The following is a 25529-nucleotide window of genomic DNA, read 5'->3' on the forward strand; positions in this document are numbered from 1 at the left end:
TCAGGACACCGCCTCGGCGATCCGGTCGGTGATCCGGGTCGCCAGGCCGGCGTCGTCGCTCTCGACGCGGGCGGCGACGGCGAGCGTCCGGCCGTCCGTGGTGCGGGCGGTGGTCAGGGACCAGGACAGGGCGGCGCCGTCCGCCGCCTCGGCGGGCGACCACTGGAGCGTCGTGCGCAGGAGCGGCAGCAGCGACTCGGCGGTGTACACGGACACGACCTTCGGGCTCGGCTCCTCCGCCTCCCGCACCAGCCGGGGGGCGGCCAGCCGTCCCTCGTCGGCGAGTGCCGCGGCGACCCTGGCCATCTGCAGCGGCGTGGCGCTGGCGGCGCCGTCCTCGTAGGTGCTCTCCGCGGCCCGGATCGGCACGGCCGCCTCCGCCTCCCCGAAGCCGAGCTGCCGGGCCGTCTCGCCGACCTTGTCCGGCCCGAGTTCGTCGGCGACGGCGGCGAGGGCGTCGTCGCAGGACTCGGTGAGCGCCTCGCGGAGGGTGGCGCCCGCGCACCTGCCCCGGCCCCCGCGGGTGGCCTCGTCGACCGACGTGTACAGACCGTGCTCCAGGGCGGCGGCCGCGATCACGACGCCGAATGTGCCACCGGGGTCGGTCGCCTCGCGCAGGGCGCGATTGAGCATCGGCTCGCGCTCGTCCCCGGTGGCCTTCTCCCAGGCCGCCTTGGACCCGGGGTCGTTCGTGGCGAACGCGCCCGGGTCGTACGAGGGGGTGCTCACCATGGCGAGGATGTCGCCGTTCGTCGCGTCGAGGACGACCGCCGCCCCCTTGTCTGCGCCGAGCGCAGTGAACGCCGCTTTCTGGGCTGCCGGTTCGATGGTGGTGGTCACGTCGCCCACCGCTTCGGTCAGTTCGGACTCGTAGATCGCCTCCAGCCCGGACGTGCCGTAGGCCAGGGAGCGGTAGCCCGTTATCGGTGCGTACAACGCGCCGTCCGTGTAGGTGCGTTGATACGGGATCTTCTTGTTGCCGCTCGGTTTGCTCCCGGTGACGGCCTTGCCGTCGACGACGATGTCGCCGAGTCCCTTTTCGGCCGAGGACGAGGGGGCCGGCCGCGGGTCCTCGCTCGTGCCGCTGCAGCCGGTGATCAGGAGGAGCGTCATCGAGGCGGCGCTGATCTTCGTTCGCATGAAGATCACCTTAGAGAACCCGGTGAACTGCCGCCGCGGACCCGGCCGTTCGGAGTGTCTTCACCGGCGCACCTGGATCAGCGCATGCGTCCCTCCGGTCCGCCAGCGCTGTCCCTCGGCGGCGACCAGGGCGGCCTCCGTCCCGGCGTCGAGTCCCGTGATCACATCGGACTTCAGGGTGCGCAGGGCGGCGACCGGGCCGGGGAAGTACGCCGTGACATCGGCGAACGGGGTGGTCGGCGGCCACCGGTGATCCCCGACCAGGCGCCGGTAGTTGAGGTCGCCCTTGAGCACGGTGACGGTGGCCTGCGCGAGTTCCGTACGCAGGTCCTCGGGCATCCGGGCGTACGGCAGCGGCGCGCAGGAGAAGGCGTGGGCGCGGACCGTGAGGCGGCCGTCGGTCAGCGCCGTCCACAGCACGTCGCCGTAGGCTGCCGCGGCACCCCGGGCCGATCGCAGCCTGCGCAGGGCGTCGAGCACGTCGGAGGGCGTGGCGTCGGAGACGTAGTACGGGTACGGCTTGACGTGCAGGACGGCCCGGCCGATGCGCCCGGTGTCCAGGAGGTGGGCGATCAGCAGCAGGTCGGGGACGAGTTCACGGCCCGCGTTGTCGGCGATCAGGCAGAGCAGCGCATCCGTGCCCGCGGCGGGCGGCAGGAGGGACCACAGGGCGTCGCTGTCGTCGGCGACCAGGGGCGGGGTGCCGTCCGGGGTCGCGCCGTGCGCGGCGGACAGACGGAAGCCGAGGTCGGCGCGGTTGCCCCACAGGGAGCCGTGCAGCAGGGCCTGCGCCCGGTCGCCGGCGGGCAGCCGTGCGAGGTCGTCGAGGGCGGCCAGTTCCTCGTCCGTCTCGGGGGCGTCGAGCTCGGCCAGCTTGGCCGGCCGGAAGGGGTCGATGCCCTGCCAGGGGCCGGGGGTGAAGTGGTCCACGGCGTGCAGGAGTTGGCGGTAGAAGTAGCTCTCCGACCACAGCCACGGCACGTCGAACCAGGGGCGGCCCGTGTACGTGTCCACTCCCCAGGCCCGCCAGCGGTCCGCGTCGTGGGCGTCGGCGGGGAGCGGTTCGATCGTGCCCTTGGTGCAGTTCGCGAGCAGGGCGTCGAGTGCGTCCCGCTGCTCGGGCCCGTAGGGGAAGGCCTCGCGCACCTGCCGGATGATGGCCGGGTGGCGCTCGGCGAGGACGCTGTGCGGGAACGAGCCGGGTTCATTGCCGAGGATCACGGGCGGGGTGTCGGGCATGCGGCTCACCGTATCGCGCACCGTCCGCCCTGGCTCTCAGACGATCCGCGCCTCGCGTTCCAGCTGCGTGGCGAGGGTGAGGTAGCGGGCGCGACGGGGTACCGGGACCAGGCCGCGGATCAGGATGTGCCACATCTCGGCCACCCGGCGGGGCTGCCGTGCGACCGGCTCCAGGGAGCGGCCCACGACTCGGGTGCCGACGAAGAAGCAGACGAAGGAGTGGGCCGCGGCGTCGATGTCCACGTCCGGGTGGACGTCGGACTCCTTGGCCGCGCCGAGGAACTTGCGCGAGGCGAGCTCCAGCCACTCCGTGAAGGGGTGCTGGAGTGGGGACTTGACGGGGACTCCGCCGATGGCCAGCCGGAGTCCGGCCCGTGGAATCGGGCCCTCCACGGAGAGCCGGGCGACGCCGAACGTAGTGCGCATCAGCGCTTCCAGGGAGGAGTAGCCGCGGGCGTCCATCTCGCCGGCGACCTGACGCGAGGCCCGGGACTGGAGCTCCATGATCGCCTGGGCCAGGTCGTCCTTGGCGGCGAAGTGGAAGTACAGGGCTCCCTTGGTGACTTGGGCGTGCTCGACGATGTCGCTCAGGCTGGTCGATTCGTAGCCGTGGCGGTCGAACAGGTCGGCTGCGGCCGTGATGATCGTCGCGCGGGTCTGTTCAGCGCGTAACTGCCTCGGCATTGACTGGATACTCCTGGGGCGGAAAAGAACGGGTCATGCCGTTTGTTTTTTACTGCCCGTACACGATAGCTCACCGCGCCACCGTGCCGACCCGGCATTCGAAGACCGTCGACTCCACCTGCCTTCCTACGACTTTGACCTCACCGCCCACACCGGGCTCCGCCTCTATCCAAGTGGGCAGGTCCAGTTCGGCGTACCGATGGAAGGCGGCGTGGAACGACACCGGCGCCCGCTGCCCGGCATGCACGGCCCCGGCGGCCTGGCGGGCGGCCTCCAGCAGCAGCATGCCGGGAACGTGATCGAGGGGATGATCGAAGAAAACAGGGTGTTCGGTATCGACTCGCAGCTGCCAGCACCCGGGCCGGTCCGGCGGCGCCAGCACGACGTCCGCGGGCAGGGCCCGGTCGACGGAGATGGCCGGCAGCGCGGGCGGCACGGCGAGCGAGGAGACGGTGGCGGGGGTACGGCCGCCGCGCAGCCTGCGGTAGACCGACGGGCCCATCCAGGACACGGCGACATGGCCGGTGGCGACCCGCACCCCGTCCAGCCGGACGTCCGCGTTGTAGCGGATCGCGGCCGGGCGGCCCGCACGGCGGCGGATGTCGAAGACGGCGATGGCGAGCTCGGGTTCGGCCGGGACGGTGCCGACTTCGAGGCGCTCGGGGTACGTGGTGACCCGGAGCTCCTGAAGCACGAACTGCTGGTCCAGCGGCACCTCGTACTCGGCGTGCACGAGCAGTGCGCCGCACTGGCGGACGGTCTCGGCGACGAGCAGCGGCTCGTAGGCGGACCGGTCCGGCGAGACGTGCAACTGGTGTGCCCGCGGCCACTGCGCGGACACCCCGAACAGGTCGGGGCCCGTGCGGCGCCAGCCGGTGAGGAAGGTCTCGGCGACGGCCGCGCGATGGACAAGTTGGCGCGGCACGGTGGCCGTGAGAACCTCGGACGCCGTCGGTAATTCGGCGAGTTGCGGCAGTTGAGGCATGTCCCTCCCTGGGTTCCCCGCGACAGCGGTGGCAGACGGCGAGGTGCCCGTGCCGTGAGCGCTAGAGTACGAGCCGACCGGTTTGTTTTCAATGAGACCCAGGTGACTGGGGATCGGCGCCGACCCGGCCCGGCCGCTTCCGGCCACGCGGTCGACTCGGCGCAGCAGAGGGGCTCTTATGGCGAAGCAGGAGCGCGCCATCAGGACGCGCAGGGCAATCCTGGAAGCCGCGGGGGCGGTCTTCGACGAGCACGGCTACACCTCGACCACCATTGCGATGGTGCTGGAGCGGGCCGAAGTGACCAAGGGCGCCCTGTATTTCCACTTCCAATCCAAGGAATCGCTCGCCCAGGCTGTGCTGGACGAGCAACTAGGGCTGGGCGCCGTGCCGCCGCACCCGTGCAAACTCCAGGAGATCGTCGACATCACGTTCGTCTTCGGACAGCGCCTGCTGGACAACGCGTTGCTCCAGGGCAGTGTGCGGCTGACCGTGGACCAGTGCGCGCCGCCCGGGGTCGATCATTCCGGGCCGTTCCGGCTGTGGGCGGAGCATCTGACGGGGCTGATGGAAGAGGCGCGGAAACAGGGTGAGTTGCTGCCCGCCGTGGAGCCGCGGGACACGGTGGAGCTGCTGGTCGGGGCGTTCGCCGGCATTCAGCTGATGTCCCGGGCGCTCAGCGGACGGGAGGACCTGGCGCACCGGATCTCCGTGCTGTGGGCGCACGTTCTGCCGAGTGTCGCGGTGCCGGGTCTGCTGGTGCGCCTGGACTCCCGGCCCGACCGCGGGGTCCGCGTCCGCGCCTCGATGCCGGAGGCCGAACGGTGATCCTGCTGACCGGGGCGACCGGCACCGTCGGACGGCTGGTCGCCGGACGGCTGCGCGGCACCGTGCCGCTGCGTCTGATGACCCGCCGCCCGGAGCGGATCAGCGACCCCGAAGTCGAGGTGGTGGCCGCCGACTTCGAGGACCCGGCGAGCCTGCGACACGCGCTGGCCGGCGTACGGGCCGCCCTGCTGGTGACGGCGAACCCGCTGACGCACGCCCACGACGAGAACTTCCTGGCGGCGGCCCGCGCGGCCGAGGTGGCGCACGTGGTGAAGCTGTCGGCGCTCGCGGTCACCGATCCCGGGGCCACGGACCTGATCACGGCCTGGCAGCGGGGCAACGAGCAACTCCTGGAAGCATCGGGCCTGTCGGGGACCCTGCTCCGGCCTCGCGCCTTCATGACCAACACCCTCGGCTGGGCCCGCTCCGTCCGCGAGGAGGGTGTCGTACGGGGGTCGGGCGGGACCGCGGTCAACGCGACTGTCGATCCGCGGGACATCGCCGAGGTGGCGGCGCGGGTGCTGCTGGACCCCGACGCGCACGCCGGGCGGGCGTACGCCCTCACCGGCCCCGAGGCCGTCAGCGCCGTACGGCAGACGGAGATCCTCGGCGAGCTGCTGCAACGGCCGCTCGCCTTCGAGGAGTTGACCGAGGCGGAGGCGCTGCGCCGGCTGCGCGACCGCTACCCCGGGCCGATCGCCGAGGCCCTCGCCGAGAGTGCGGCACGCGCACGGGCCGGGGCGAAGGCCCAAGTGGACCCGACCGTCGCCGAGTTGCTGGGCAGGCCCGCGGGGAGCTACCGGGCGTGGGCGAGCGACCACCTGGAGATGTTCCGGACATGACGGCGGGCCGGCCGATGCCCCATCCGCACCGGCCGGCCCGCCCGCCTCAAGGCGCACGCCTCGCTAGAAGGTCAGCTTCCAGCTGTTGAGCGTGCCCGTGTCCTGCGCCGCCGTGTCCTGCACCCGCAGCTTCCAGGTGCCGTTGGCGACCTCCGCGGACGCGTTCACCGTGTAGGTGGTGTTCACGTTGTCCGCGGAGTCCGAGGAGCTGGCGGACTTCAGACGGAAGCTCGTGCCGTCCGGCGCGATCAGGTCGATGACCAGGTCACCGCGGTAGGTGTGGGTGATGTCCACCCCGACCTGGAGGGCCGAGGGGGCGTTGCCGCTGCGGCCGGAGACGGTGATCGGGGACTCGATCGTGCTGCTGTCCGGGATGGCGACGGCCGAGGTGCTGGTGAAGGTGGTGCCCCCCGTGGAGCCGCCGGAGCTGCCGCTCACCGCCTGCACCGTCTTGGCCGCGTCCGCGAGACCCGCGCCGCAACCGCCGGAGCAAGTACCGGGCAGAGCGCGCGAGTTGGTCTTGATCGCGGACTCGATCTGCGCCGGGGTCAGCGTGGAGTTCGCCGACTTCATCAGCGCGGCCAGGCCCGCGATGTGCGGGGCGGCCATGCTGGTGCCCTGGTAGTAGGTGTAGTTCTCGGAACCCGGGCCCGCGGTACCGCTGTTGAGCGTGGACAGGATGCCGCCGCTCTGGGTGGTGCGGGTCTCGCCGCCGGGAGCGGCGATGTCGACGACCGTGCCGTAGTTGGAGTAGTACGACCGGGAGCCGGCGCGGTTGGTCGCGGCCACCGAGATGACGTTGTTGCAGCTGGCCGGCGAGTAGTTGGCCGCGTTGGCGTTGGAGTTGCCCGCCGCGACGACGACCGTGGTGCCGCGGTTCACGGCGGCGTTGATCGCGTTCTGGGTGGCGGAGGAGCAGGTGCCGCTGCCGCCGAGGCTCATGTTGATGACCTTGGCGACATTGCTGTTGGCCGGGACACCGGAGACGGTGCCGCCGGACGCCCAGGTGATGGCGTCGATGATGTCGGAGTCGTAGCCGCCGCACTTGCCGAGGACCCGCAGCGGGGAGACCTTGGCGCCGTGGGCGACGCCCGCGACGCCCTTGCTGTTGTTGGTGAGGGCGGCGATGGTGCCCGCGACGTGGGTGCCGTGCCAGGAGGAGGTGGTGGCCGTCCAGTCGGTGGCGCACTCGCCGTCCGAGGTCCAGTCGCCCGGGTCGGCCGGGTTGCTGTCACGGCCGTTGCCGTCGTTGGAGACCGCGGTGTCGGTGATGAAGTCGTAGCCCGCGACGACATTGGCACCGAGGTCGGAGTGGGTGACGTAGCCGGTGTCGATGACGGCGACGGTCACGCCGCTGCCGGTGGCGACGTCCCAGGCACCGGGCACGTTCATGCCGGCGGTGGCCTCGTACAGGTCCCACTGCTTGGTGTACTCGGTGTCGTTGGGGGTCGCCAGCGGCTTGTTCAGGCGGTCCGGTACGACGTAGGCGACCTGCGGGTCGGCCTGGTACTCGGCGATGACGTCGGCGACGTCCGACCGGGTCAGGTCGGCGCCCAGGTCGACGAGGGCGGCACCGGTGCCGAGGCGGCGCTGGAAGTCGAGGTTCTCGCCCGCCTCCTCGCCCTTGGTCTCGGCGTCGGCGGCGGCGGCCTTGTTCGACTTGGCCTCGGCGGCGCCGGACTTGTAGCCGACGATGAGCCGCTCGGCGGGGGTGGCCTCGGCGGCGGCCGCGGCGGGGGCGGCTTCCTGGGGAGCGGCGGACTCCTGGGCGACGGCGACGGTGGCGGTCGCGGCCGTGAACAGTGCGGCGGAGACCGCGGCGACGGATATCAGCTTCCGTCGCACGGAGGGAGAGGTACGCAAGGGCTTTGCCTTTCGTGGCCGACTCCGGGCAGCGCGGAGCGGCGGTCGATGCGCTTCGTCCTCGAAGCGGAGGGGGGTGAACCGAAAAGCGGTGTGCGATGGCCGGCCAGGCGCGGGGGGACGACCCGTTCGGGGTTACCTGCGGGTCGGCTGTGGTCGAACGATAGGCAAAGGGAAGGTCGTCCGGATACAGGGGAAACCCTCGATCCGGCCGGAAACCAACCCTCTACATCGCCAAGTTGACCGCTTCTGCCCTGTTTTGCATGACCCGTCGGGCGGTGAACGCGCCGGGCCGGTGGCTCGTACTCCTGGGGAGCAGACCGTTTCCGCACCGGCCGAGGAGACACCCCGGATGCCTCAGACCTCCCCGCTGCACCGGACGCGTGCGCGCCGCGCCACGGTCATGGCGGCCCCCTTGCTGCTCGCCGTGTGGGCCGCGTCCCCGGCCGCCGCGCACGGCGCGCCGACGGATCCGGTCAGCCGGGTGTACGCCTGCTCCCCCGAGGGCGAAAGCGCCGCCCGCTCGGCGGCGTGCCGGGCGGCCGTGGCCGCGAACGGCGCCCCGTTCACCGCCTGGGACAACCTGCGCATCGCGAACGTGAACGGCCGGGACCGGCAGACCGTCCCCGACGGCGAACTGTGCAGCGGCGGACTGCCCGCCTACCGGGGCCTGGACCTGGCCCGCGCCGACTGGCCGGCGACACGGCTGCGGCCGGGTGCGGCGCTGACGATGACGTACGTCTCGACGATCCCGCACACGGGCACGTTCCGGCTGTACCTCACCAAGCCGGGCTATGCCCCGACTCGCCCGCTGACCTGGTCCGATCTGCCGGAGCGGCCGTTCGCCGAGGTACGGGACCCGGCGCTGACGGACGGCGCGTACCGGATCCGGGCGACGCTGCCGGCCGACCGGAGCGGGCGGCATGTGCTGTACACGGTCTGGCAGAACAGCAGCACGCCGGACACCTATTACTCATGCTCCGACGTGGAGTTCCCGGCGAGTGGGAGCGCGGCGGCTGCGGCGGACCGCAGCGCGACTCCCACGGCGGAGCAGCGCCGCAGGACGGCTGCCCCGAAGGAGACGGAGGAGCCCCGTACGACCGCTCCCCCGACGACGCCCCCGGCCCCGCGGTCCCCGGACAGCAGCCCGGTGGCCTCGGCACCCGCCTCGGACCCGGGCCCATCTGCGCCCCTGCTGGCGGGCGGTGCCGCCACGGTGCTGGTGCTCACCGGGGGCGCCGCCCTGGCCCTGCGTCTGCGCCGCAGGTGAACTCCACGCCTGCGCAGGTCAGTTGACGAAGACCAGCGCGTCGCCGTCCGTCACCGGGGCGTACTTGGCGGTGAAGTAGCCGTTGGCGAAGCAGAGCGAGGAGCCGGAGAACTTGGTGAACTGCTGATCGGTGAAGGTGATGCTGTTGTCGGCGTTGCTCGCCGTGCCGGTCAGGCTCGGCGCCCGGTAGACGCAGGTGATGGTGCCCAGCAGGGTGCGCAGCCGGACCGTGGTCTGGATGGTGGAGCCGCTCGCCGGGGTGACGGTGACCGTGCCGTCGGAGGCGACGGTGGTGGTGTAGGGCAGGTTGTCGACCGTGATGCCGCTGACGCCGAGCACGCCGACGACGTTGCTGGAGCAGCTTTCGCTGTCGAAGGTGTGCGCGCCGAGCGACTCGGTGGCGGTGCCCGGAGCGGCCGGGTTGTCGGTGATGGTGGCGGTGAACTGCGACGACGTGCAGGAGATTCCGCTGGTGCCGGTCGCGCTGGAGTGGAGCGTGGCGGTGGTGCCGGCGGCGAGCGGCGCGGTGAGGACGTCCCCGACGGCGACGGGCGTGCCGGCGACGCTGCCGGTGGTGAGGACGGGGATGTCGGCCGCGTGGGCGGGCACGGTGAGCGGCAGCGTGAGGGCGGCGACGGTGCCGGCGAGGGTGACGAGGGTGCGAGTGCGCATGCGGGGGCCTCTTCTCCGAAGCGGGGGGTGGGATTTCAGAGGTGGGGGTGCGGCCTGCGCCGTCGCCGGTCCGTGACGCCTTCTCCGTACGTCACGGACCGGCGACGGCAGCGCGGCAGCCACGCACGGTCCAAGGGGGGAAGCGATCGTGCGGGTGCCGGGGGGAGACGCGGACTGGGCCGCGGGAGGGGAGGGCCGCCCGGTCCGGCGCCACGGATCCGGGTGCGGTCAGTGAGAGTTGTAGACCTGTGTGGCGGTCAACGTCAAGGAAAATCAAGGGAGTTGAGGTCCACTCACAGCTGACACATATTCAACACCCTTTCCTCACAAGCTTCTTGACTCCCAAATGTAACCCCGGGTAACTTCCTCGGCTACTGGGGAGTACGAGAAAGCCCTTCCACCCGCCGCTGTCCGCGCCAGGACAACGTCCCCGATCATCCGGGAGCTGACATGGCAAGCGGTTCCACCCCTCAAGTCACCGAGGACCCCGAAGTCCCCGCAAGACGCGGCCGCGTCCGTGCCCGCCGGGCCGCCGTGATGGCGGTGCCCGCCGCCCTGGCCGCCGCAGGCCTCGCGGTGCTCACCGCCGAGGGCGCGCTCGGTGTGCAGTTCGCCATCTCCGGCATGCCGTTCACGGTGACCGCCACCGAGCTGAACGGCACCGGCTTCGAGCAGTTCGGCGGCCTGGACAACATGGCCCCAGGCAGCCCCAACGAGGGGGACACCGGCGGCCAGGTGCTGGTCGTCACCTCCGTGATCAAGAACGCGACCCTCACCAAGCTGTGCCAGAGCGTCGACCTCGGCGGCACCAACCTGCTCATCACCGCGGGCAGCGGGGCGGAGAAGGTGACCGCGACCGACCTGGCGACCGACTCCACCGAGCTGTCGGGCGACGCCGCCTTCGACAACATCGAGATCGGCAACGACGCCAGCACCCTGACCAAGGGCGGGGTGCAGGGACCGAAGGGCGTGTTCAGCCAGCAGGCCGACACCGTGCGCATCGCCAATCTGCGGCAGACCAACTACGCCACCACGGCTGGGGTGTTCAAGCTGCCGGGCCTCAAACTCCGCTTCAGCGACTCGGGTTGCTGACGGTGCGACAGTCCTTCCGCCGCTGGCGGCACGCGCGGCCGTTCTGGGGCGGGCTGCTGCTCGCCCTCGGCGGGGCGGAGATCCTGTTCACCGAGAAGGCGTCCCTGAAGGTCGTCCTGCACATCGGCATGCAGGGCCTGGCCGGCTATCTGCTGCCCGCCCTGATGCTGCTGCTGGGCCTGTTGATCCTCTTCAACCCCGCCCAGCGGCTCTTTTACTCGCTCACCGGGGTGCTGCTCTCCCTGGGCACCTGGCTCACCTCGAACCTGGGCGGCTTCCTCGTGGGTCTGCTGCTCGGCGTCGTGGGCAGCTGCCTCGCCTTCGGCTGGCTCCCGGACCAGGAGCCGCGCCGCGGCCGGCGGCAGCGCAGGAGGCAGGCCCGGACCGCGCCGCCCCTCTTTGCGCCACCGGAGGAGGAGCCCGCCTGAACCGGGCTCTTCCTCCGGTCTCGCCGGATCCCGTTCACGGGCGATCAGTGCGGGAAGAACGGCGCTCAGTGCGGGAAGAACGGCTCGCCGCGCCCCTCCGCCCCCTCGCGCATCAGCAGCCGCAGCCGCAGCCCGATCATCGCCGCCAGCCGGTGCTCGGGGTCGTCGAGGTCCAGGCCCGCGAGGCCGGCGGCCTTGCGGACGCGGTAGCGCAGGGTGTTGGGGTGGACGTTCAGCTCCTTCGCGACGGTGCCGACCTCGCCGAAGGCGTCCAGGTACATCAGCAGCGAGCGGGCGGTCTCGGTGCCGTGGGCCGCGTCGTGGGTGACCAGGGCCTCCAGACCCTCGTGGCGGATGCCGCCGTGCCGGGCGAGAACGTCCAGCGTCTCGCGGACCATGAGCGAGGAGGTGAGCCGCCCGTGCGTCTCCGCCATGCGGTCGGGCGTGCGGGCCAGCACCTCCAGGCCGTGGTGGCCGCGCAGCTTCACCGCCGGGATGTCGACGAGTCGGGCGGCCGTACCGGCGACGACCGCCTGGACGGGGGTCCGCAGATGGCCGCGGAGCACGGCGACCAGGTCGGTGGCCCAGCGCAGGAGGGCCTTGTCGGCATCCTGGCCGCCCGGCGGCTCCGGGAGCATCGCGTAGATCTGCCCGCAGGCCTGGGCGACGAGCGCGTTGCGCCGGAACGCGGCGGCATGCACGGAGACCATCTCGGCGGCCTCGGCGAGCCGCGCGTCACGCCAGGCGGCATCGCCGCGGCCCGGGTCGTCGCGCAGGTCGAGGGCGACGACGCAGGCGCCCGCGGTGGGCACGATGCCGAGGTGGACGGCGAGCGCCGAGGCGTTGAACCGGCCGGTGAGCAGGCCGTGCGCGAAGTCTTCGCGGGAGCGCACCCGGCCGCCCGAGTCGCCGAGGTAGTAGTGGTCGACGAGCTGGGCCGCGGCCAGCCGGGCGGCGCCGCGCAGCGCCTCCTCCGCGCGGTCGGCGAACGGGCCGCTGCCTTGCTGGAGCCAGATCGTGCCCAGCGGCCGCGCCCCGGCACGGATCCCGACGGCGAGCCGCCGCCGTACGTCCAGCTCGGGCCACTCCTCGACGTCGACCACCTCGTCGCTCTCCCGCAGCCGCCGGAAGACGCCCCACTCGCGCAGCAGGGCGAGATACGGCTCGGGACAGCTGCGCCCCAGGATGGAGCGCCGGCGCATCTCGTCGGCGTCGTCCGGCGTCCCGGCGTAGGCCAGGACGCGGTGCCCGGTGTCCTCGATGCTGACCAGGCCGTGGGTGAGCGAGGCGAGGGTCTGGGCGAGGGAGTACAGATCGCCCCGCGGTGCTTCCGGGGCGCCGGCCAGCTCGGCGCGGGCGAGTGTCGCCACCTGGTCCCAGCGCAGTGCGGCCGGGACGCCCAGTACGGCGACGCCCGCGCGCTCGGCGGCCTGCCGCACCGCCTCGGGCAGCTCGTCCCCGTCGGTGCGTACGGCTACGGCGGCGGCGCCGGCCGCGGCGGCCGCCGTCACCTGAGCCACGGCGTCGTCCCCGCGGGCGCCGACCGCGAGGACCAGGGCGCCGGGCAGACCGGCGAGCGGGTCGCCGGGCTCGGCGATGACCACCTCGGTGATCTCGACGGCGCCGCTCCCGGCAGCCTCGGGCACGACGGCGCCGAGCGCGTCGGCGAGCCGCCGCAGCGGGGCGCGCGGCACGTCGGGGCCGGTGGGGTGGTGGGGCATACCACCACATTAAGCGGGTGTCCTGTGTCCGCCGGGGTGGCGGCGTAACGATCGGAAGTCGGCCGGCACGGCCGATCTCATTGGCGCGTACGCATCACGCCCCTGTTCGACCCCGTCTCCACGGGCACCGAACAGCGGGACGCGACCTTCCGCGTCGGCTGCCGGCCCGGGGGATCAGCGGCCGACGCGGTCGGTGTGCGGGCCTCAGTCCAGGCCGGCCGACTTCAGCCAGGCCTTGGCGACGTCGAGCGGGTCCTTGTTCTCCAGCTGCACCTGGGAGTCCAGGTCCAGCAGGGTCTCGGTGTCGAGCTTGGCGGAGACCGCGTTGAGCGCGTCGACGCCTTCCTGGGACAGGCCCGACTTGTAGACCAGCGGGGTCACGTTCGCGTAGCCGAAGAGGTTCTCCGGGTCCTGGAGGACGACGAACTTCTCCTTGGTGATGTTCGGGTCCGTGGTGAAGATGTCCGCGGCCTGCACGGTGTTCTTCGCCAGCGCCGCCGTGGTCAGCGGGCCGCCCGCGTCGAGCGCCTTGAAGGACTTGAACTCCAGGCCGTAGACGTCCTTCAGGCCCACCAGGCCCTGCTGCCGGGTCTGGAACTCCGGCGAGCCGCCGATGACCATCTCGGGCGCGATGTCCTTGAGGTCGGCGAGCGTGGACTCGGAGGTGAGGCTGTACTTCTTCGCGGTCTCCGCGTTGAGGCTCACGGAGTCCTTGTCCTCGGCGGGCGAGGACTCCAGCAGCGTCAGCTTGGCGTCCAGCTTGGTCTTGGCCGCGGCGTTCACGGCGTCGGCCGACTCCTGCGCGGCCTTCGGGTCCAGATACGCCAGCAGCGAGCCGTTGTACTCGGGCAGGACCGTGATGGAGCCGTTCTTCAGCAGGCCGTAAGTGGTCTCGCGGCTGCCGATGTTGGGCTTGTAACTGACCTTGATGCCCTTGGCCTTCAGGGCCTCGCCGTAGATGTCGGCGAGCAGGATGGACTCGGCGAAGTTGTTGGAGCCGACGACGACGGTGTCGCCGCTCGCCTTGTCCTCCGTCAGCGGGTTGTCGGACTCGTCGTCGGAGGAGCCACATCCCGCGAGCAGGGCCGCGGTGGCGGCGAGCACGATGATGGACCTGCTGCGTGAAGCGGTAGAAGTCACGATTCCCGATCCGGACTCGGAGGTTGGATGACGGTAGATCTCCAGTTCTTGAACTGATCCAATCCAGCGGCTTCTTGATCAGTCAAGTGAATCCGGGTCACCGATTGGCCTCAATGAGTAGTCAGTTGTGATCGCATGTGAAGACGTATGACTCAAGAGGCGATAGTCTCCCCGCAGTTGACGCCAGGTGCCCGATCACTTCGAGGAGGAAAGGTGTCCACGAAAGAGGTGGACACGTCCACCGCGACAGACGATTCCCCTCCCGGCATACGGCGCCTCACCGACCGCTGGCCCTTCCGGCGCAAGCTCAACGTCCTGGTCGGCGTCCCGCTCACGGTGGTCGCCGTCCTGCTCGCCTACCTGATCACCGACCAGCTCGGGCAGTCCTCCTCCGCGTCGGACGCGGCCCGGCTGGTCCGGGCCAGCGCCGAAGTCGCCACGCTGGTGGACCGGGTGGAGGCCGAGCACCAGCAGGCCATCCTGCTCTCCGTGCGCCACGAAGCGGCCGACGGCGACACCCGGCCCTCCACGGCCGCCTACGACAAGGCGCAGACCGCGGTGGACTCCCAGGTCATCAAGGTCCGCGAGACCTTCGGCGACCGGCTGCCGGACACCGAGGCGCGGGCCCTGCGGGAGATCAGCGCCCTCGGCAGTCTGCGCGACACCATCGAGCAGGGCTATCTGCCCGCCGACAACATCGACCCCGCGTACGCGAGCGCGGCCAAGGGCGTCATCGACGGCCTCGGCCTCGACCGCAACGCCGCCCTCGCGGCCACCTTCACCGGCAACCTGCTGGACTCCCTGCTGCGGGCCGACGCCGCCCACAGCGCCTTCGAGACCGGCGTGTTCTCCGCGGCGACCGGTGACTCCAACGCCCTGATCGAGTTCATCGGCGCGGTCGGCTCCTACGAGGTGTACACCTACCAGGCCGACCGCTTCGCCCGGTTCGCCACGGCGGATCAGGCCGAGGAGCTGCACGGCATCGAGCACAGCTCGCCGCAGGCCACCATCGGCCGCCAGTACGCCGAGCTCCAGATCGACCCCAGCTCGCTCCAGGCCGACTCCCCCGCCGAGATCAGCGAGGCGTTCGAGGCGGCCCTTGAGTCGTACCCCGTCTACCGGGAGCAGGCGGAGGTCCGGCTCGGCATCACCGCCTCCCTGATCGACCAGATCGCCGACCGCGCCGACGAGTCCTCCACCGACGCCGCCTGGCGGGCGGGCCTGCTGCTGGGCCTGGCCCTGCTCGGCTTCGCCCTCTGGCTCGCGCTGTCGGTGGCGGTCCGCCGCTCGGTGGTGGGCCCGGTGCAGGCTCTGACCGGCGCCGCCCGGGAGGTCGCCGACATCGCCGGCCGCGAGCTGGCCCGGGTGGCCGACGACGACGCCGAGGACGACGGGCCGCCGCGGCTGCGGGAGATGCCGGTCACCGCGCGCGACGAGATCGGCGACCTCGCCGAGGCGTTCAACCGCGTGCAGACCACCGCGGCCGCGCTGCTGGAACGCCAGGTGCTCAGCCGGCGCAACGTCGCGGAGATGTTCGGCAACGTCGGCCGCCGCGTCAGCAATCTGACGACACGTCAACTTGCCCTGATCGACGCGGTCGAGCGCGGTGAGACGGACCCGGCCCTGCTGGAGCGCCTCTACAGCATCGACCACATCGCGGTCCGGCTGCGCCGCAACGCCGACAGCCTGATGCTGCTGGCCGGCATCCGCGAGTCGGCCCTCGACTCCGGCCCGCTCGCCCTCACCAACGTCGTCCGGGCCGCGCTCGGCCAGATCGAGGGTTTCCAGCGGGTACGGCTGCACGCGCGTTCCGAGGCCGTGGTGGAACCCGATGTCATCGGCGACCTGACGCTGATGGTGGCCGAACTCCTGGAGAACGCCGTGTCGTTCTCCCCCGCGGGCAGCCCCGTCGAGGTGACGGTGGGCAGCGGGGACGACGCCGCCGCGCTGATCGTGATCTCCGACCACGGTCTCGGTATGAGCACCGAGCGGCTCGCCGAGGAGAACGCCCGGCTGATCCGCCGCGAACGCCTCGACGTGGTGCCGACGAAGGTGCTCGGCCTGTTCGTGGTCGGCACGCTGGCGCGCCGCTGGGACATCGGCGTGACCCTGACCCGGACACCGGGCGGCGGCGTGACGGCGGAGGTGTCCGTACCGTCGACACTGCTGCTGGCGCCGGCGCCGGACGCGGCCGTGGGTGCCGCGCCGGACGCCTCTCCGGTAGGTGCGTCCACCGACGCGGGCGGTCCGCGGCCGACCGTGGCGGCGGGCGCTCCGCGGGTCTCGTCCGCCGACGCGGACGGTCAGCTGCCGGCCCTGGCAGCGGGCGCGCCACGGGTCTCGTCCGCCGACGCGGACGGTCAGCTACCGGTCATGGCGGCGGACGCCGCGGAGCACGCCCCGCCGACGGTGGCAGCGGACACCGCGGCGGACACGCCGACGGGCTCGTCCGCCACCGGGGGCGGGCCGCTGCCGGCCGTGGCGGTGGCGGGCAACGAACAGAGTCCGCTCCCCCGCCGGGTTCCCCGGCACGAGGCGGCGGCCGAGGACCCGTCCGCCGACCATGCCCGTGCCGACCGGCCGGAGGCCCCTGCCGGGACGCGCGCCGACGCCTCCCCCGAGGCTCCCGCCGAAACCCCGGGTGGTGCCCGGCCGCTCCGTCGGCGCGTCCGGGGGGCGACCCTGCGGGCCGCCGAGCACTCCGGCGCCCGGCCCGCCGTACGCCCGACCGCTCACCCCGCCGACGCGGACGCCGTACGGTCCGCGCTGGAGGAGTTCGAGGCCGCGGTGGAACGCGCGCACCGCGACAGCACCACCGGTGAGACCCCGATCCCCGGGACCACCCGGTCCACGACCCCCGACAAGCACGACCAGAACCACCTCCCGGAAGGAGCGGAGCAGTGAGTACGTCGACAGGTGACACGCCGGCCGGAGGCACCACCGCGGCCGAACTCAAGGCCGCCGCGGCCGACTTCACCTGGCTCTTGAATCGCTTCGCGACCGAGACGGCGGGCGTCGTCGACGCCATCGCCGTCTCCTCCGACGGGCTGCTCATCGCGGTGTCCGAACTGCGGGAGCACGCCGACTCGGAGCGGCTGGCCGCGATCGTCTCCGGCATCACCAGCCTCGCCGCCGGCGCCTCCGGCAACTACGGCCTCGGCGGCCTCAACAAGGTCATCATCGACCTGGAGGGCGGCCATGTGCTGGTCTCCGCGATCGGCAGCGGCGCCGTCCTCGGCGTGGTCACCGACAAGGAGGCCAAGCTGGGCAACATCGCCTACGAGATGACGCTGTTCGCCAACCGTGCCGGTGCCGCGCTCAGCCCCCAGCTCGTCCTCGAACTGAAGAACAGCGTCGGCGCCGCGTCGGCCCGCTGACCGGGCCGAGAAGGACGGTACGAACTCCATGGCGGACGGCACCACACCCCCGGGCCCCGACCCGGTCGGCCCCGCCCCCGCCGTACGGCCGTTCCTGGTCACCGCCGGCCGGGTGGCGCCCAGCGCCTCCGGCCGGACGATGCCCGTCGAGACCCAGGTGGTGGCCACCGCCGAGGGGCTCGACGCGCTCGACCGGCTCTCCTTCGAACAGCACGACATCGTCGCCGCCTGCCGGCAGCCCCAGTCCATCGCGGAGATCGCGGCCCGGCTGCGGCTGCACCTCAACGTGGTCCGCGTCCTCGCCGAGGACCTGCGGGCCGAGGGGCGGCTGGCGGTGTACGTGCCGAACGCCGATGTCGTCCACGACTCATCCGTACTGCGAAGAGTGATCGATGGCCTGCGCGCCATCCCCGACTCCCGGGGGGTACTCCGTGACACTGACTGAACCGGCCGCCGCCGTACGACCTCCGCTGCCGGTGAAGATGGTGATCGCGGGTGGGTTCGGCGTGGGCAAGACCACGGCCGTCGGGGCGATCTCCGAGATCACGCCGCTGACCACGGAGGCCGCGATCACGGAGGTCGCGGCGGGGGTGGACGACCTCACGCACACACCTCGGAAGACGACGACCACGGTCGCCATGGACTTCGGGTGTCTCACCATCGACCCGACGCTGAAGCTGTATCTGTTCGGTACGCCCGGGCAGGAGCGGTTCGGGTTCATGTGGGACGACATCGTCGAGGGGGCGGTGGGCGGACTCGTCATCGTCGACACGCGGCGGCTCGACGACTGTTATGCGGCCGTCGACTACTTCGAGCACCGGGAGATCCCGTTCGCGGTGGCGGTGAACGCGTTCGACGGGAAGGTGGAGCACGCGCTGGACGAGGTGCGGTGGGCGCTGGACGTGAGCGACGGGGTGCCGGTCGTGGTGTTCGACGCGCGGGAGCGGGGATCGGTGCGGGACGCTCTGCTGGTCGTCCTGGAGTTGGCGTTGGCCCGCACCGAAGGGTGACGTCAGGTCTGTCGTACGCCACGCGACACCGTCAGCCTTGCCACCCCCCAGAACAGCCCCAGCGTCGCCAGCGCCATCGCCGCCACCAGCGTCGCTCCGCCGACCACTTTCTCGTAGTCCCGCTGGTACAGGCCGTCGACGATGTAGCGGCCCAGGCCGCCGAAGCTGACGTAGGCGGCGATCGTGGCCGTCGAGACGATCTGGATGGCCGCCGAGCGCAGGCCGCTGAGGATCAGGGGCAGCGCCACCGGGAGTTCGACCCGGAACAGGACCTCCGGCTCGGCCATGCCCATGCCCCGTGCGGCGTCGACCGGGGCCGGGTCCACCGAGCGCATCGCCTCGTACGTCGTGACGAGGATCGGGGGGATCGCCAGCACCACCAGGGGGATCATGACCGGGGCCATACCCAGGCCCAGCAGCACGAACATCAGAACCATCAGGCCGAAGCTGGGCAGCGCCCGGCCCGCCGTGGCGATGAGGGCGAGGGTGTTGCCGCCGCGGCCGGTGTGGCCGGTGAGCAGGCCGATCGGGAGGCCGACGGCCGCGGCGATGCCGAGGGCCATCAGGGTGTAGCCGAGGTGCTCGGCGAGACGGGTGGGGATGCCGTCGTAGCCCGTCCAGTGGGCGCCGTCGCTGAAGAAGGCGCCGATGTGGTTCAGCACGTTCACCGGGCGGTCTCCTTCAGGACGAGCGTGCGTGCGCTCCTGCCGGTGCCGCGGGGCATCCAGGGCGTCAGCAGCAGCCGTACGCCGATCAGTGCGGCGTCCACGAGCATGGCGAGGACGGCCGTGCCGAGGACGGAGAGCCACACCAGACGCGGCTGGTTGTAGATCATGCCGCTGTTGAGCAGGTTGCCGAGGGCTCCCTGGTTGCCGATCAGCATGCCGACGCTGACGAGGGAGATGCTCGACACCGACGCCACCCGCAGCCCGGCGATGATCGCGGGTGCGGCGATCGGCAACTGGACCTGGAGATAGCGGCGTACGGGCCCGAAGCCCATGGCGGTGGCGGCGGCCAGCGTCTCCTGCGGCACCGAGCGCACGCCGTCCACGATCGCCGGGACCAGCACGACCAGGCTGTAGACGGCCAGCGGGATCATCACCGTGAGCTCGCTCAGGCCGGTGTAGTCGATGAGGACGACGAAGAAGGCGAGCGAGGGGACCGCGTACAGGACGGTCGTCACCCACAGCACGGGCGGGTACAACCAGCGCAGGCGCACGCAGAGTTGGGCGATGGGCAGGGAGAGGAGCAGGCCCACCAGCACCGGGATCAGCGCCTCGCGCAAGTGCAGGACGACCAGGCCCAGGTAGCTGTTCTGGAGGTCGCTGGGCATGTCGAAGAACTCGCTCATGGCGCGACCTTCTCCGTCCGGGCGCTGTTCTCGTGGGCGCCGCGGATCGCCTCGCCGATGGTCTGCTGCGAGACCACTCCGGCCGCCCGGCCCTCGCCGTCCACGGCGACGGCCCAGCCGGTGGGTGAGAGTACGGCGCAGTCGAGCGCGGCCCGCAGCGAGTCCGTTCCCGCGACGAACGGGCGTCCGTACGGCAGGAGTTGGTCGGTGCGGACCTCGCCGGGGGTCAGGTCTCGGGGTTCGGTCCAGCCGAGGGGCTTGCCGTCCAGGTCGGTGACGAGGAGGTAGGGGGCGTCGGCCGTGTCGCGGGCGGCGATCTGCTCGGCGGTGGCGTCGATCGCGACGACCGGCGCGGTGAGCAGCTCCAGCCCCGCGGAGGAGAAGAAGGAGAGCCGCCGGATGCCGCGGTCGGCGCCGAGGAAGTCCTCCACGAAGGAGTCGGCGGGGTTCGTCAGCAGTTCGGCGGGTGGCGCGAACTGGGCGAGATGTCCGCCGGTGCGCATCACGGCGACCATCGTGCCCAGCTTGACGGCCTCGTCGATGTCGTGGGTGACGAAGACGATGGTCTTGCCCAACTCGGCCTGGATGCGCAGGAGTTCGTCCTGGAGGCCCTTGCGCACGATCGGGTCGACGGCGGAGAACGGCTCGTCCATGAGCAGCACCGGCGGGTCGGCGGCGAGCGCCCGGGCCACGCCGACGCGCTGCTGCTGTCCGCCGGAGAGCTGGTAGGGGTACCGCTTGGCGAGGGAGCCGTCGAGGCCGACCCGCTCCATCAGCTCGCGGGCCCGGGCCCGGGACTTCTCCTTGCCCCAGCCCAGCAGGCGGGGCACGGTGGCGATGTTGTCCAGGATCGTGCGGTGCTGGAAGAGCCCGGCGTTCTGGATGACGTAACCCATCGATCTGCGCAGGGTGTTGACGGGCTGCTGCTGGATGTCCTTGCCGTCGAGGAGGATGGTGCCCTCGCTGGGCTCGACCATCCGGTTGATCATGCGCAGCGTCGTCGTCTTGCCGCAGCCCGAGGGGCCGACGAGGACGGTAATGGAGCGATCGGGTATCTCCAGCGACAGCCGGTCGACCGCCACCGTGCCGTCCGGGTACCGCTTGGTGACTGAATCTATCCGTATCAAAACGCCGAATACCCTTCGGGTCTGGCTGAATTCGCCCGCTTCCGGCCGGGGTTGAGCGGGCCGTTGCGGGGAGAGTCTAGACCGGTTGTGTTGCGGCGCCTTGGCGGATGCGTGGCGGGATCACCAGGGGCGATGACGGTCCGATCACCCTGGGTAGCCGGTGCCACCCTGGGTAGCCGACCTCTCGGTGCCCCGGCCGGTTACGGTGGCCTGGTGAACTTCTGGTCGATCTATCAACACGGCTTCGCGCGGATCGCCGCGTGCACCGGCCACGCCGCCATCGCCGACCCGCCCGCCAACGCGGAGGCGGTGCTCAGGCAGGGCCGCCGGTGCGCGCAGGACGGGGTCGCCGTCGCCGTCTTCCCGGAACTGTGCCTGACCGGGTACTCGATCGAGGACCTGCTGCTCCAGGACCCGCTGCTCGACGAGGTCGAGGAGGCGCTGGCGACCGTGGTGGCCGGGTCGGCGGAGCTGCTGACGGTGCTCGTCGTCGGCGCCCCGCTGCGGTACCGCCACCGGCTCTACAACTGCGCGGTGATCGTGCACCGCGGCCGGATCCTCGGCGTCGTGCCCAAGTCGTACCCGCCGAACTACCGGGAGTTCTACGAGCGGCGGCAGATCGCCGGGGGCGACGACGAGCGCGGCGGGACGATCCGGCTGGGCGGCGCGGACGTGCCGTTCGGCGTGGACCTGCTGTTCGCCGCCGAGGACGTGCCCGGTCTGGTGCTGCACGCCGAGATCTGCGAGGACATGTGGGTGCCGGTGCCGCCGAGCGCGCCGGCCGCGCTGGCCGGGGCGACGGTGCTGGTGAACCTCTCCGGCAGCCCGATCACGGTCGGGCGGGCCGAGGACCGCAGGCTGCTGTGCCGTTCGGCGTCCTCGCGCTGCATCGCCGCGTACGTGTACTCGGCCGCCGGCCTTGGCGAGTCGTCCACCGACCTGTCGTGGGACGGCCAGACCATGATCTACGAGAACGGCGCGCTGCTGGCCGAGACCGAGCGGTTCCCGCTCGGCGAGCAGTACGCGGTCGCGGACGTGGACCTCGATCTGCTGCGCCAGGAACGCATGCGGATGGGCACGTTCGACGACAACCGCCGCACGCACGGGGACGCCACCGGCGACTTCCGCCAGGTGGGCTTCCGGCTCGATCCGCCCACCACCGACCTGGGGCTGCGCCGCCGGGTCGAGCGCTTCCCGTTCGTACCGGCCGACGCCGAGCGGCTCGCGCAGGACTGCTACGAGGCGTACAACATCCAGGTGTCGGCGCTCCAGCAGCGGCTGGGCGCGATCGGGAACCCGAAGGTCGTCATCGGGGTGTCCGGCGGTCTGGACTCCACGCACGCGCTGATCGTCGCCGCGCGCGCGATGGACCGGGCGGGGCGGCCGCGCAGCGACATCCTCGCCTTCACGCTGCCCGGTTTCGCCACCAGCGACCACACCAAGGGCAACGCGCACAAGCTGATGGAGGCCCTCGGTGTCACCGCGGCCGAGCTGGACATCACGCCGACCGCGCGGCTGATGCTGAAGGAGATGGACCACCCCTTCTCCTCCGGTGAGCCGCTCTACGACATCACCTTCGAGAACGTGCAGGCGGGCCTGCGCACGGACTACCTCTTCCGGCTGGCCAACCAGCGCGGAGGCATCGTGCTCGGCACCGGCGACCTGTCGGAGCTGGCGCTCGGCTGGTGCACGTACGGCGTCGGCGACCAGATGAGCCACTACAACGTCAACGGCGGAGTGCCGAAGACGCTCATCCAGCACCTGATCCGCTGGGTCATCAGCAGCGGCCAGTTCGGTGACGACGCGGGCAAGACGCTGGCCGCGATCCTCGACACGGAGATCAGCCCGGAGCTGGTGCCCGGCGAGGAGATGCAGTCCACCGAGTCCAGGATCGGCCCGTACGCGCTGCACGACTTCACGCTCTTCCACGTGCTGCGGTACGGCTTCCGGCCCTCGAAGATCGCCTTCCTGGCCTGGCACGCCTGGCACGACCAGGAGTCCGGCGCATGGCCTCCCGGCTTCCCCGAGTCCGAGCGCACGGCCTACGACCTCCCGGAGATCCGCCGCTGGCTGGAGGAGTTCTGCCGCCGCTTCTTCGCCTTCGCCCAGTTCAAGCGCTCGGCCATGCCGAACGGCCCGAAGGTCTCGGCAGGCGGCTCCCTCTCCCCCCGCGGCGACTGGCGAGCCCCCTCCGACGGAAACGCCCGAGCCTGGCTACGCGACCTCGCCCGCTGGGACGACTCCGGCACCGCACGCTAGCCAGGGCCCTCGCCACACCGGACGCGACCCGCGGCGGTGGTCCGATTCCGGCGCCGCGGGCTAACCGGGACGGGACATCTGCCGCCCGGGCCGCAAGTCCCCGCGGACTCCGACACCCCGCAGCAACCGAGCCGCTCGCCGCACACGGCACGAGCCCACACGGTGGACCGACCCCCGCGCCGCGGGGTAACCGGGACCGGGCGTTTGCCGCCCACACCGCACGGCCCCGCACGGTGGGGCGATTCCCGCGCCGCGCGGGGCGGAGCCTCGCCGCGTGGGGCTCTGTCCCGCAAGGTGGAGCCATGGAGTTCGACGTGTGGCAGGCGGGGCCCGCCTATGAGCGGTACATGGGCCGGTGGAGCCGACTGGTGGCCGAGCGGTTCATGACGCTCGCCGGGCATGCGGACGGGCTGCGGTGGCTGGACGTGGGCTGTGGAACCGGGGCGTTGACGGCGGTTGTGGCGGCGCGGTGCCGGCCCCGGCTGGTGCTGGGCTGCGACCGCTCGGCCGGGTTCGTGGCCACGGCCCGGGCGACGGCGCACGGTCCGGTGTCGTTCGTCGTGGCGGACGCGACGGCGCTGCCCGTCGGGGACGGTGCGTGCGACGCGGCCGTCAGCGGTCTGACGCTCAACTTCCTGCCCGAACCGGCCGCCGGGGTCGCCGAGATGACCCGGGCGGTCCGGACGGGCGGGCTGGTCGCCGCCTACGTCTGGGACTACGCGGAGGGCATGGGCCTCCTGTGCCACTTCTGGGACGCGGCCACCGCGGCGGATCCGGCCGCCGCCGAGCTGGACGAGGGCCGCCGCTTCCCGCTCTGCCGCCCCGATCCGCTGCACGCGCTCTGGTCGGAGGCGGGCCTGCACGACGTACGGGTCACCCCGGTCGTCGTCCCGACCGTCTTCACCGACTTGTCCGACCTGTGGTCCCCGTTCCTGGAGGGCCAGGGCCCGGCCCCGGGCTACGTCGCCTCCCTGACCCCGGACGCCCGGAACCGGCTGCGGGAGGCCCTCGGCGCGGCCGTACCGAAAGAGCCGGACGGCTCGATCGCGCTGACGGCCCGGGCGTGGACGGTGAGCGGGGTCAAGCCGCGCTGAGGCTGCCCGCCACCGGCACGCCAGCCGTGCGGAACACCCGGCGGGCCGCGTCGACCGCGAAGACCTCGCAGCCCGGGCGGGCGGAGGCCCACTCGATGCCCTCGGGGCCCATCGCGAAGGCCGCCGTGGCCGTGGAGTCGGCCTCGGTCAGGGAGTCCGCGACGACGGTGATGCTGAGCAGGCCGGTGGCCGGGCGGCCGGTGCGGCCGTCGAGGATGTGCGCGCCCCGCTCGTAGAGCGCGGAGGTGGCCACGGCACCGTCGGTGATCTCCAGGACGGTGCACAGCTTGTCGGCCTGCTCGGGATGGCGCACGCCCACCCGCCAGGGCCCGCCGGCGGCGACCACGTCACCCCCCGCGTTGAGGCAGAACCTCCGCGCCCCGGCCGCCGTCAGCAGCTCCGCCGCCCGCTGCACCGACCAGCCCTTGACCACCGCGCAGGGGTCCAGGCCCCGCCCCGGCAGGCGTACGTCGAAGGCGCCGCCGGTGGCGAGGCGGTACTCCTCGCACAGGTCGAGGACCTCGGCGAGGTCGGCACTGACCTCGCCGAGGCCGATCTCGCCCCGGTCCAGCCGGCAGACCTCGCTGTCCGGCTTGAAGGGGCTGAAGCGTTCGTCGACCTCGCGCAGCCACGCGTAGACGGAGTCCGCTGCCTCAGCGGGGAAGCCCTCGTCGTCCACCCGCAGCGAGACCGGGAAACCCATCACATGCTCAACACGCCGCATCTCAGGCACCCTTCGTGTCAAGGGCGGCCTGGAGGGACTCCTTGTAGCCGTCACTCGTGATCGTCGCCCCGGACACCGTATCGATGTCCGCGCTCTGCGCCTCCAGCGTCTCCTCGATCAGCTTCGGCACCGCCGCCGCCGTCTGAGGATGGTCCGGCTGCTGAAGCATCCGCACGGAGGCGATCTCATCGCCCTCGAACGTCACCTCCACCTGCACGGCGCCCTTCTCGGTGTTGACCACCGAGCCCTCGACGACCTCCGAACTGGGCTCCGAAGCAGAGGCGCCCTTCTCGTCGAGAGCCGCCTGGAGCGACTCCCTGTAGCCGTCACTCGTGATCGTCGCGCCCGACACCGTATCGATGTCCGCGCTCTGCGCCTCCAACGTCTCCTCGATCAGCTTCGGCACCGCCGCCGCCGTCTGAGGATGGTCCGGCTGCTGAAGCATCCGCACGGAGGCGATCTCATCGCCCTCGAACGTCACCTCCACCTGCACGGCGCCCTTCTCGGTGTTGACCACCGAGCCCTCGACGACCAGTGCCGAACTGCCCGACGACGAGGAGGAGGACGCGGAGGGGGCCGGGGCGACGGCCTCGGTCGTGGACGTCGGGTCCGTCGACGGCTCGTAGCGCCACAGCGGGACCAGACCGACGGCGGTCAGGACCAGGACGGGTATGGCTCGCTTCAC

At 71.9% G+C, this 25529-nt stretch carries 24 protein-coding genes; 11 read left to right on the forward strand and 13 right to left on the reverse strand.

Annotated elements, in window-relative coordinates:
- From AB0Q90_RS35545 to AB0Q90_RS35560, 4 genes are all read right to left on the reverse strand, one after another.
- A complete protein-coding gene (locus AB0Q90_RS35545; RefSeq protein WP_363163122.1) occupies nt 1-1140 on the reverse strand; it encodes a penicillin-binding transpeptidase domain-containing protein in 1140 nt (379 codons plus the stop codon).
- Nucleotides 1141-1200: 60 nt separating this feature from the next.
- Nucleotides 1201-2379 (reverse strand): damage-control phosphatase ARMT1 family protein, encoded by a 1179-nt coding sequence (locus AB0Q90_RS35550; RefSeq protein WP_363163121.1) that lies wholly within the window; start codon nt 2377-2379, stop codon nt 1201-1203.
- Nucleotides 2380-2415: 36 nt separating this feature from the next.
- Nucleotides 2416-3063, reverse strand: coding sequence for a ScbR family autoregulator-binding transcription factor (locus AB0Q90_RS35555; RefSeq protein ID WP_363163120.1), 648 nt, complete (start codon nt 3061-3063; stop codon nt 2416-2418).
- 70 nt (nt 3064-3133) lie between these two features.
- Nucleotides 3134-4048, reverse strand: coding sequence for a ScbA/BarX family gamma-butyrolactone biosynthesis protein (locus AB0Q90_RS35560; protein ID WP_363163119.1), 915 nt, complete (start codon nt 4046-4048; stop codon nt 3134-3136).
- Between the two features lie 178 nt (nt 4049-4226).
- Between AB0Q90_RS35560 and AB0Q90_RS35565 the strand changes: the two genes are divergently transcribed.
- Together AB0Q90_RS35565 and AB0Q90_RS35570 are read left to right on the forward strand one after the other, a co-directional pair.
- The gene (locus AB0Q90_RS35565; RefSeq protein ID WP_363163118.1) at nt 4227-4874 is read left to right on the forward strand and encodes a ScbR family autoregulator-binding transcription factor; all 648 of its coding nucleotides are present in this window, start codon (nt 4227-4229) and stop codon (nt 4872-4874) included.
- Nucleotides 4871-5716 carry an NAD(P)H-binding protein gene (locus AB0Q90_RS35570; RefSeq protein WP_363163117.1) on the forward strand — a complete coding sequence of 282 codons (846 nt, stop codon included), beginning with the start codon at nt 4871-4873 and terminating at the stop codon, nt 5714-5716. Before AB0Q90_RS35565 ends, AB0Q90_RS35570 begins: the two co-directional genes overlap by 4 nt.
- Nucleotides 5717-5779: 63 nt before the next feature.
- Here AB0Q90_RS35570 and AB0Q90_RS35575 read toward each other — a convergent pair whose 3' ends face one another.
- Nucleotides 5780-7579 carry a S8 family serine peptidase gene (locus AB0Q90_RS35575; RefSeq protein ID WP_363163116.1) on the reverse strand — a complete coding sequence of 600 codons (1800 nt, stop codon included), beginning with the start codon at nt 7577-7579 and terminating at the stop codon, nt 5780-5782.
- Between the two features lie 352 nt (nt 7580-7931).
- Here AB0Q90_RS35575 and AB0Q90_RS35580 point away from each other — a divergent pair, with 352 nt between their 5' ends.
- Entirely contained in the window at nt 7932-8849 is a 918-nt protein-coding gene (locus tag AB0Q90_RS35580; RefSeq protein WP_363163115.1) for a lytic polysaccharide monooxygenase, read from the forward strand.
- 18 nt (nt 8850-8867) lie between these two features.
- On the opposite strand, the gene AB0Q90_RS35585 is transcribed toward AB0Q90_RS35580, so the two are convergent.
- Nucleotides 8868-9521 (reverse strand): Tat pathway signal sequence domain protein, encoded by a 654-nt coding sequence (locus AB0Q90_RS35585; RefSeq protein ID WP_363163114.1) that lies wholly within the window; start codon nt 9519-9521, stop codon nt 8868-8870.
- 450 nt (nt 9522-9971) lie between these two features.
- Here AB0Q90_RS35585 and AB0Q90_RS35590 point away from each other — a divergent pair, with 450 nt between their 5' ends.
- Entirely contained in the window at nt 9972-10613 is a 642-nt protein-coding gene (locus AB0Q90_RS35590; protein WP_363163113.1) for a DUF6230 family protein, read from the forward strand.
- Nucleotides 10610-11041, forward strand: a complete 432-nt coding sequence (locus AB0Q90_RS35595; RefSeq protein WP_363163166.1) for a DUF6114 domain-containing protein — start codon at nt 10610-10612, stop codon at nt 11039-11041. Before AB0Q90_RS35590 ends, AB0Q90_RS35595 begins: the two co-directional genes overlap by 4 nt.
- A gap of 65 nt (nt 11042-11106) precedes the next feature.
- Here AB0Q90_RS35595 and AB0Q90_RS35600 read toward each other — a convergent pair whose 3' ends face one another.
- Together AB0Q90_RS35600 and AB0Q90_RS35605 are read right to left on the reverse strand one after the other, a co-directional pair.
- The gene (locus AB0Q90_RS35600; protein WP_363163112.1) at nt 11107-12762 is read right to left on the reverse strand and encodes a helix-turn-helix domain-containing protein; all 1656 of its coding nucleotides are present in this window, start codon (nt 12760-12762) and stop codon (nt 11107-11109) included.
- Nucleotides 12763-12966: 204 nt separating this feature from the next.
- Nucleotides 12967-13902, reverse strand: a complete 936-nt coding sequence (locus AB0Q90_RS35605; RefSeq protein ID WP_363163111.1) for an ABC transporter substrate-binding protein — start codon at nt 13900-13902, stop codon at nt 12967-12969.
- Between the two features lie 213 nt (nt 13903-14115).
- Between AB0Q90_RS35605 and AB0Q90_RS35610 the strand changes: the two genes are divergently transcribed.
- From AB0Q90_RS35610 to AB0Q90_RS35625, 4 genes are read left to right on the forward strand one after another with little or no spacing between them, the layout of a single operon-like run.
- A complete protein-coding gene (locus AB0Q90_RS35610) occupies nt 14116-16806 on the forward strand; it encodes an ATP-binding protein (protein ID WP_363163110.1) in 2691 nt (896 codons plus the stop codon).
- Entirely contained in the window at nt 16803-17279 is a 477-nt protein-coding gene (locus tag AB0Q90_RS35615) for a roadblock/LC7 domain-containing protein (RefSeq protein ID WP_363163109.1), read from the forward strand. Before AB0Q90_RS35610 ends, AB0Q90_RS35615 begins: the two co-directional genes overlap by 4 nt.
- A gap of 28 nt (nt 17280-17307) precedes the next feature.
- On the forward strand, nt 17308-17724 hold the full coding sequence (locus AB0Q90_RS35620; RefSeq protein ID WP_363163108.1) for a DUF742 domain-containing protein: 417 nt from the start codon (nt 17308-17310) through the stop codon (nt 17722-17724).
- Nucleotides 17672-18289: an ATP/GTP-binding protein gene (locus AB0Q90_RS35625; RefSeq protein WP_363163107.1), complete on the forward strand. Its 618-nt coding sequence runs from the start codon at nt 17672-17674 to the stop codon at nt 18287-18289. Before AB0Q90_RS35620 ends, AB0Q90_RS35625 begins: the two co-directional genes overlap by 53 nt.
- 2 nt (nt 18290-18291) lie before the next feature.
- Here the strand turns inward: AB0Q90_RS35625 and AB0Q90_RS35630 are convergent, their stop codons facing one another.
- From AB0Q90_RS35630 to AB0Q90_RS35640, 3 genes are read right to left on the reverse strand one after another with little or no spacing between them, the layout of a single operon-like run.
- Nucleotides 18292-18957, reverse strand: coding sequence for an ABC transporter permease (locus AB0Q90_RS35630; protein WP_363163106.1), 666 nt, complete (start codon nt 18955-18957; stop codon nt 18292-18294).
- The gene (locus tag AB0Q90_RS35635) at nt 18954-19640 is read right to left on the reverse strand and encodes an ABC transporter permease subunit (protein ID WP_363163105.1); all 687 of its coding nucleotides are present in this window, start codon (nt 19638-19640) and stop codon (nt 18954-18956) included. The genes AB0Q90_RS35630 and AB0Q90_RS35635 overlap by 4 nt, the downstream gene beginning before the upstream one ends.
- Nucleotides 19637-20767 (reverse strand): ABC transporter ATP-binding protein, encoded by a 1131-nt coding sequence (locus AB0Q90_RS35640; RefSeq protein ID WP_363163104.1) that lies wholly within the window; start codon nt 20765-20767, stop codon nt 19637-19639. Before AB0Q90_RS35640 ends, AB0Q90_RS35635 begins: the two co-directional genes overlap by 4 nt.
- A gap of 213 nt (nt 20768-20980) precedes the next feature.
- Between AB0Q90_RS35640 and AB0Q90_RS35645 the strand changes: the two genes are divergently transcribed.
- Nucleotides 20981-23026 carry an NAD(+) synthase gene (locus AB0Q90_RS35645; RefSeq protein ID WP_363163103.1) on the forward strand — a complete coding sequence of 682 codons (2046 nt, stop codon included), beginning with the start codon at nt 20981-20983 and terminating at the stop codon, nt 23024-23026.
- Between the two features lie 302 nt (nt 23027-23328).
- On the forward strand, nt 23329-24120 hold the full coding sequence (locus AB0Q90_RS35650; RefSeq protein ID WP_363163102.1) for a class I SAM-dependent methyltransferase: 792 nt from the start codon (nt 23329-23331) through the stop codon (nt 24118-24120).
- On the opposite strand, the gene AB0Q90_RS35655 is transcribed toward AB0Q90_RS35650, so the two are convergent.
- Nucleotides 24107-24844 (reverse strand): FAD:protein FMN transferase, encoded by a 738-nt coding sequence (locus AB0Q90_RS35655; RefSeq protein ID WP_363163101.1) that lies wholly within the window; start codon nt 24842-24844, stop codon nt 24107-24109. The genes AB0Q90_RS35650 and AB0Q90_RS35655 overlap by 14 nt on opposite strands.
- A gap of 1 nt (nt 24845) precedes the next feature.
- Nucleotides 24846-25529: an FMN-binding protein gene (locus AB0Q90_RS35660; protein ID WP_363163100.1), complete on the reverse strand. Its 684-nt coding sequence runs from the start codon at nt 25527-25529 to the stop codon at nt 24846-24848.

The sequence above is a fragment of the Streptomyces sp. NPDC079141 genome (genome assembly GCF_040686775.1).
Taxonomy (GTDB): domain Bacteria; phylum Actinomycetota; class Actinomycetes; order Streptomycetales; family Streptomycetaceae; genus Streptomyces.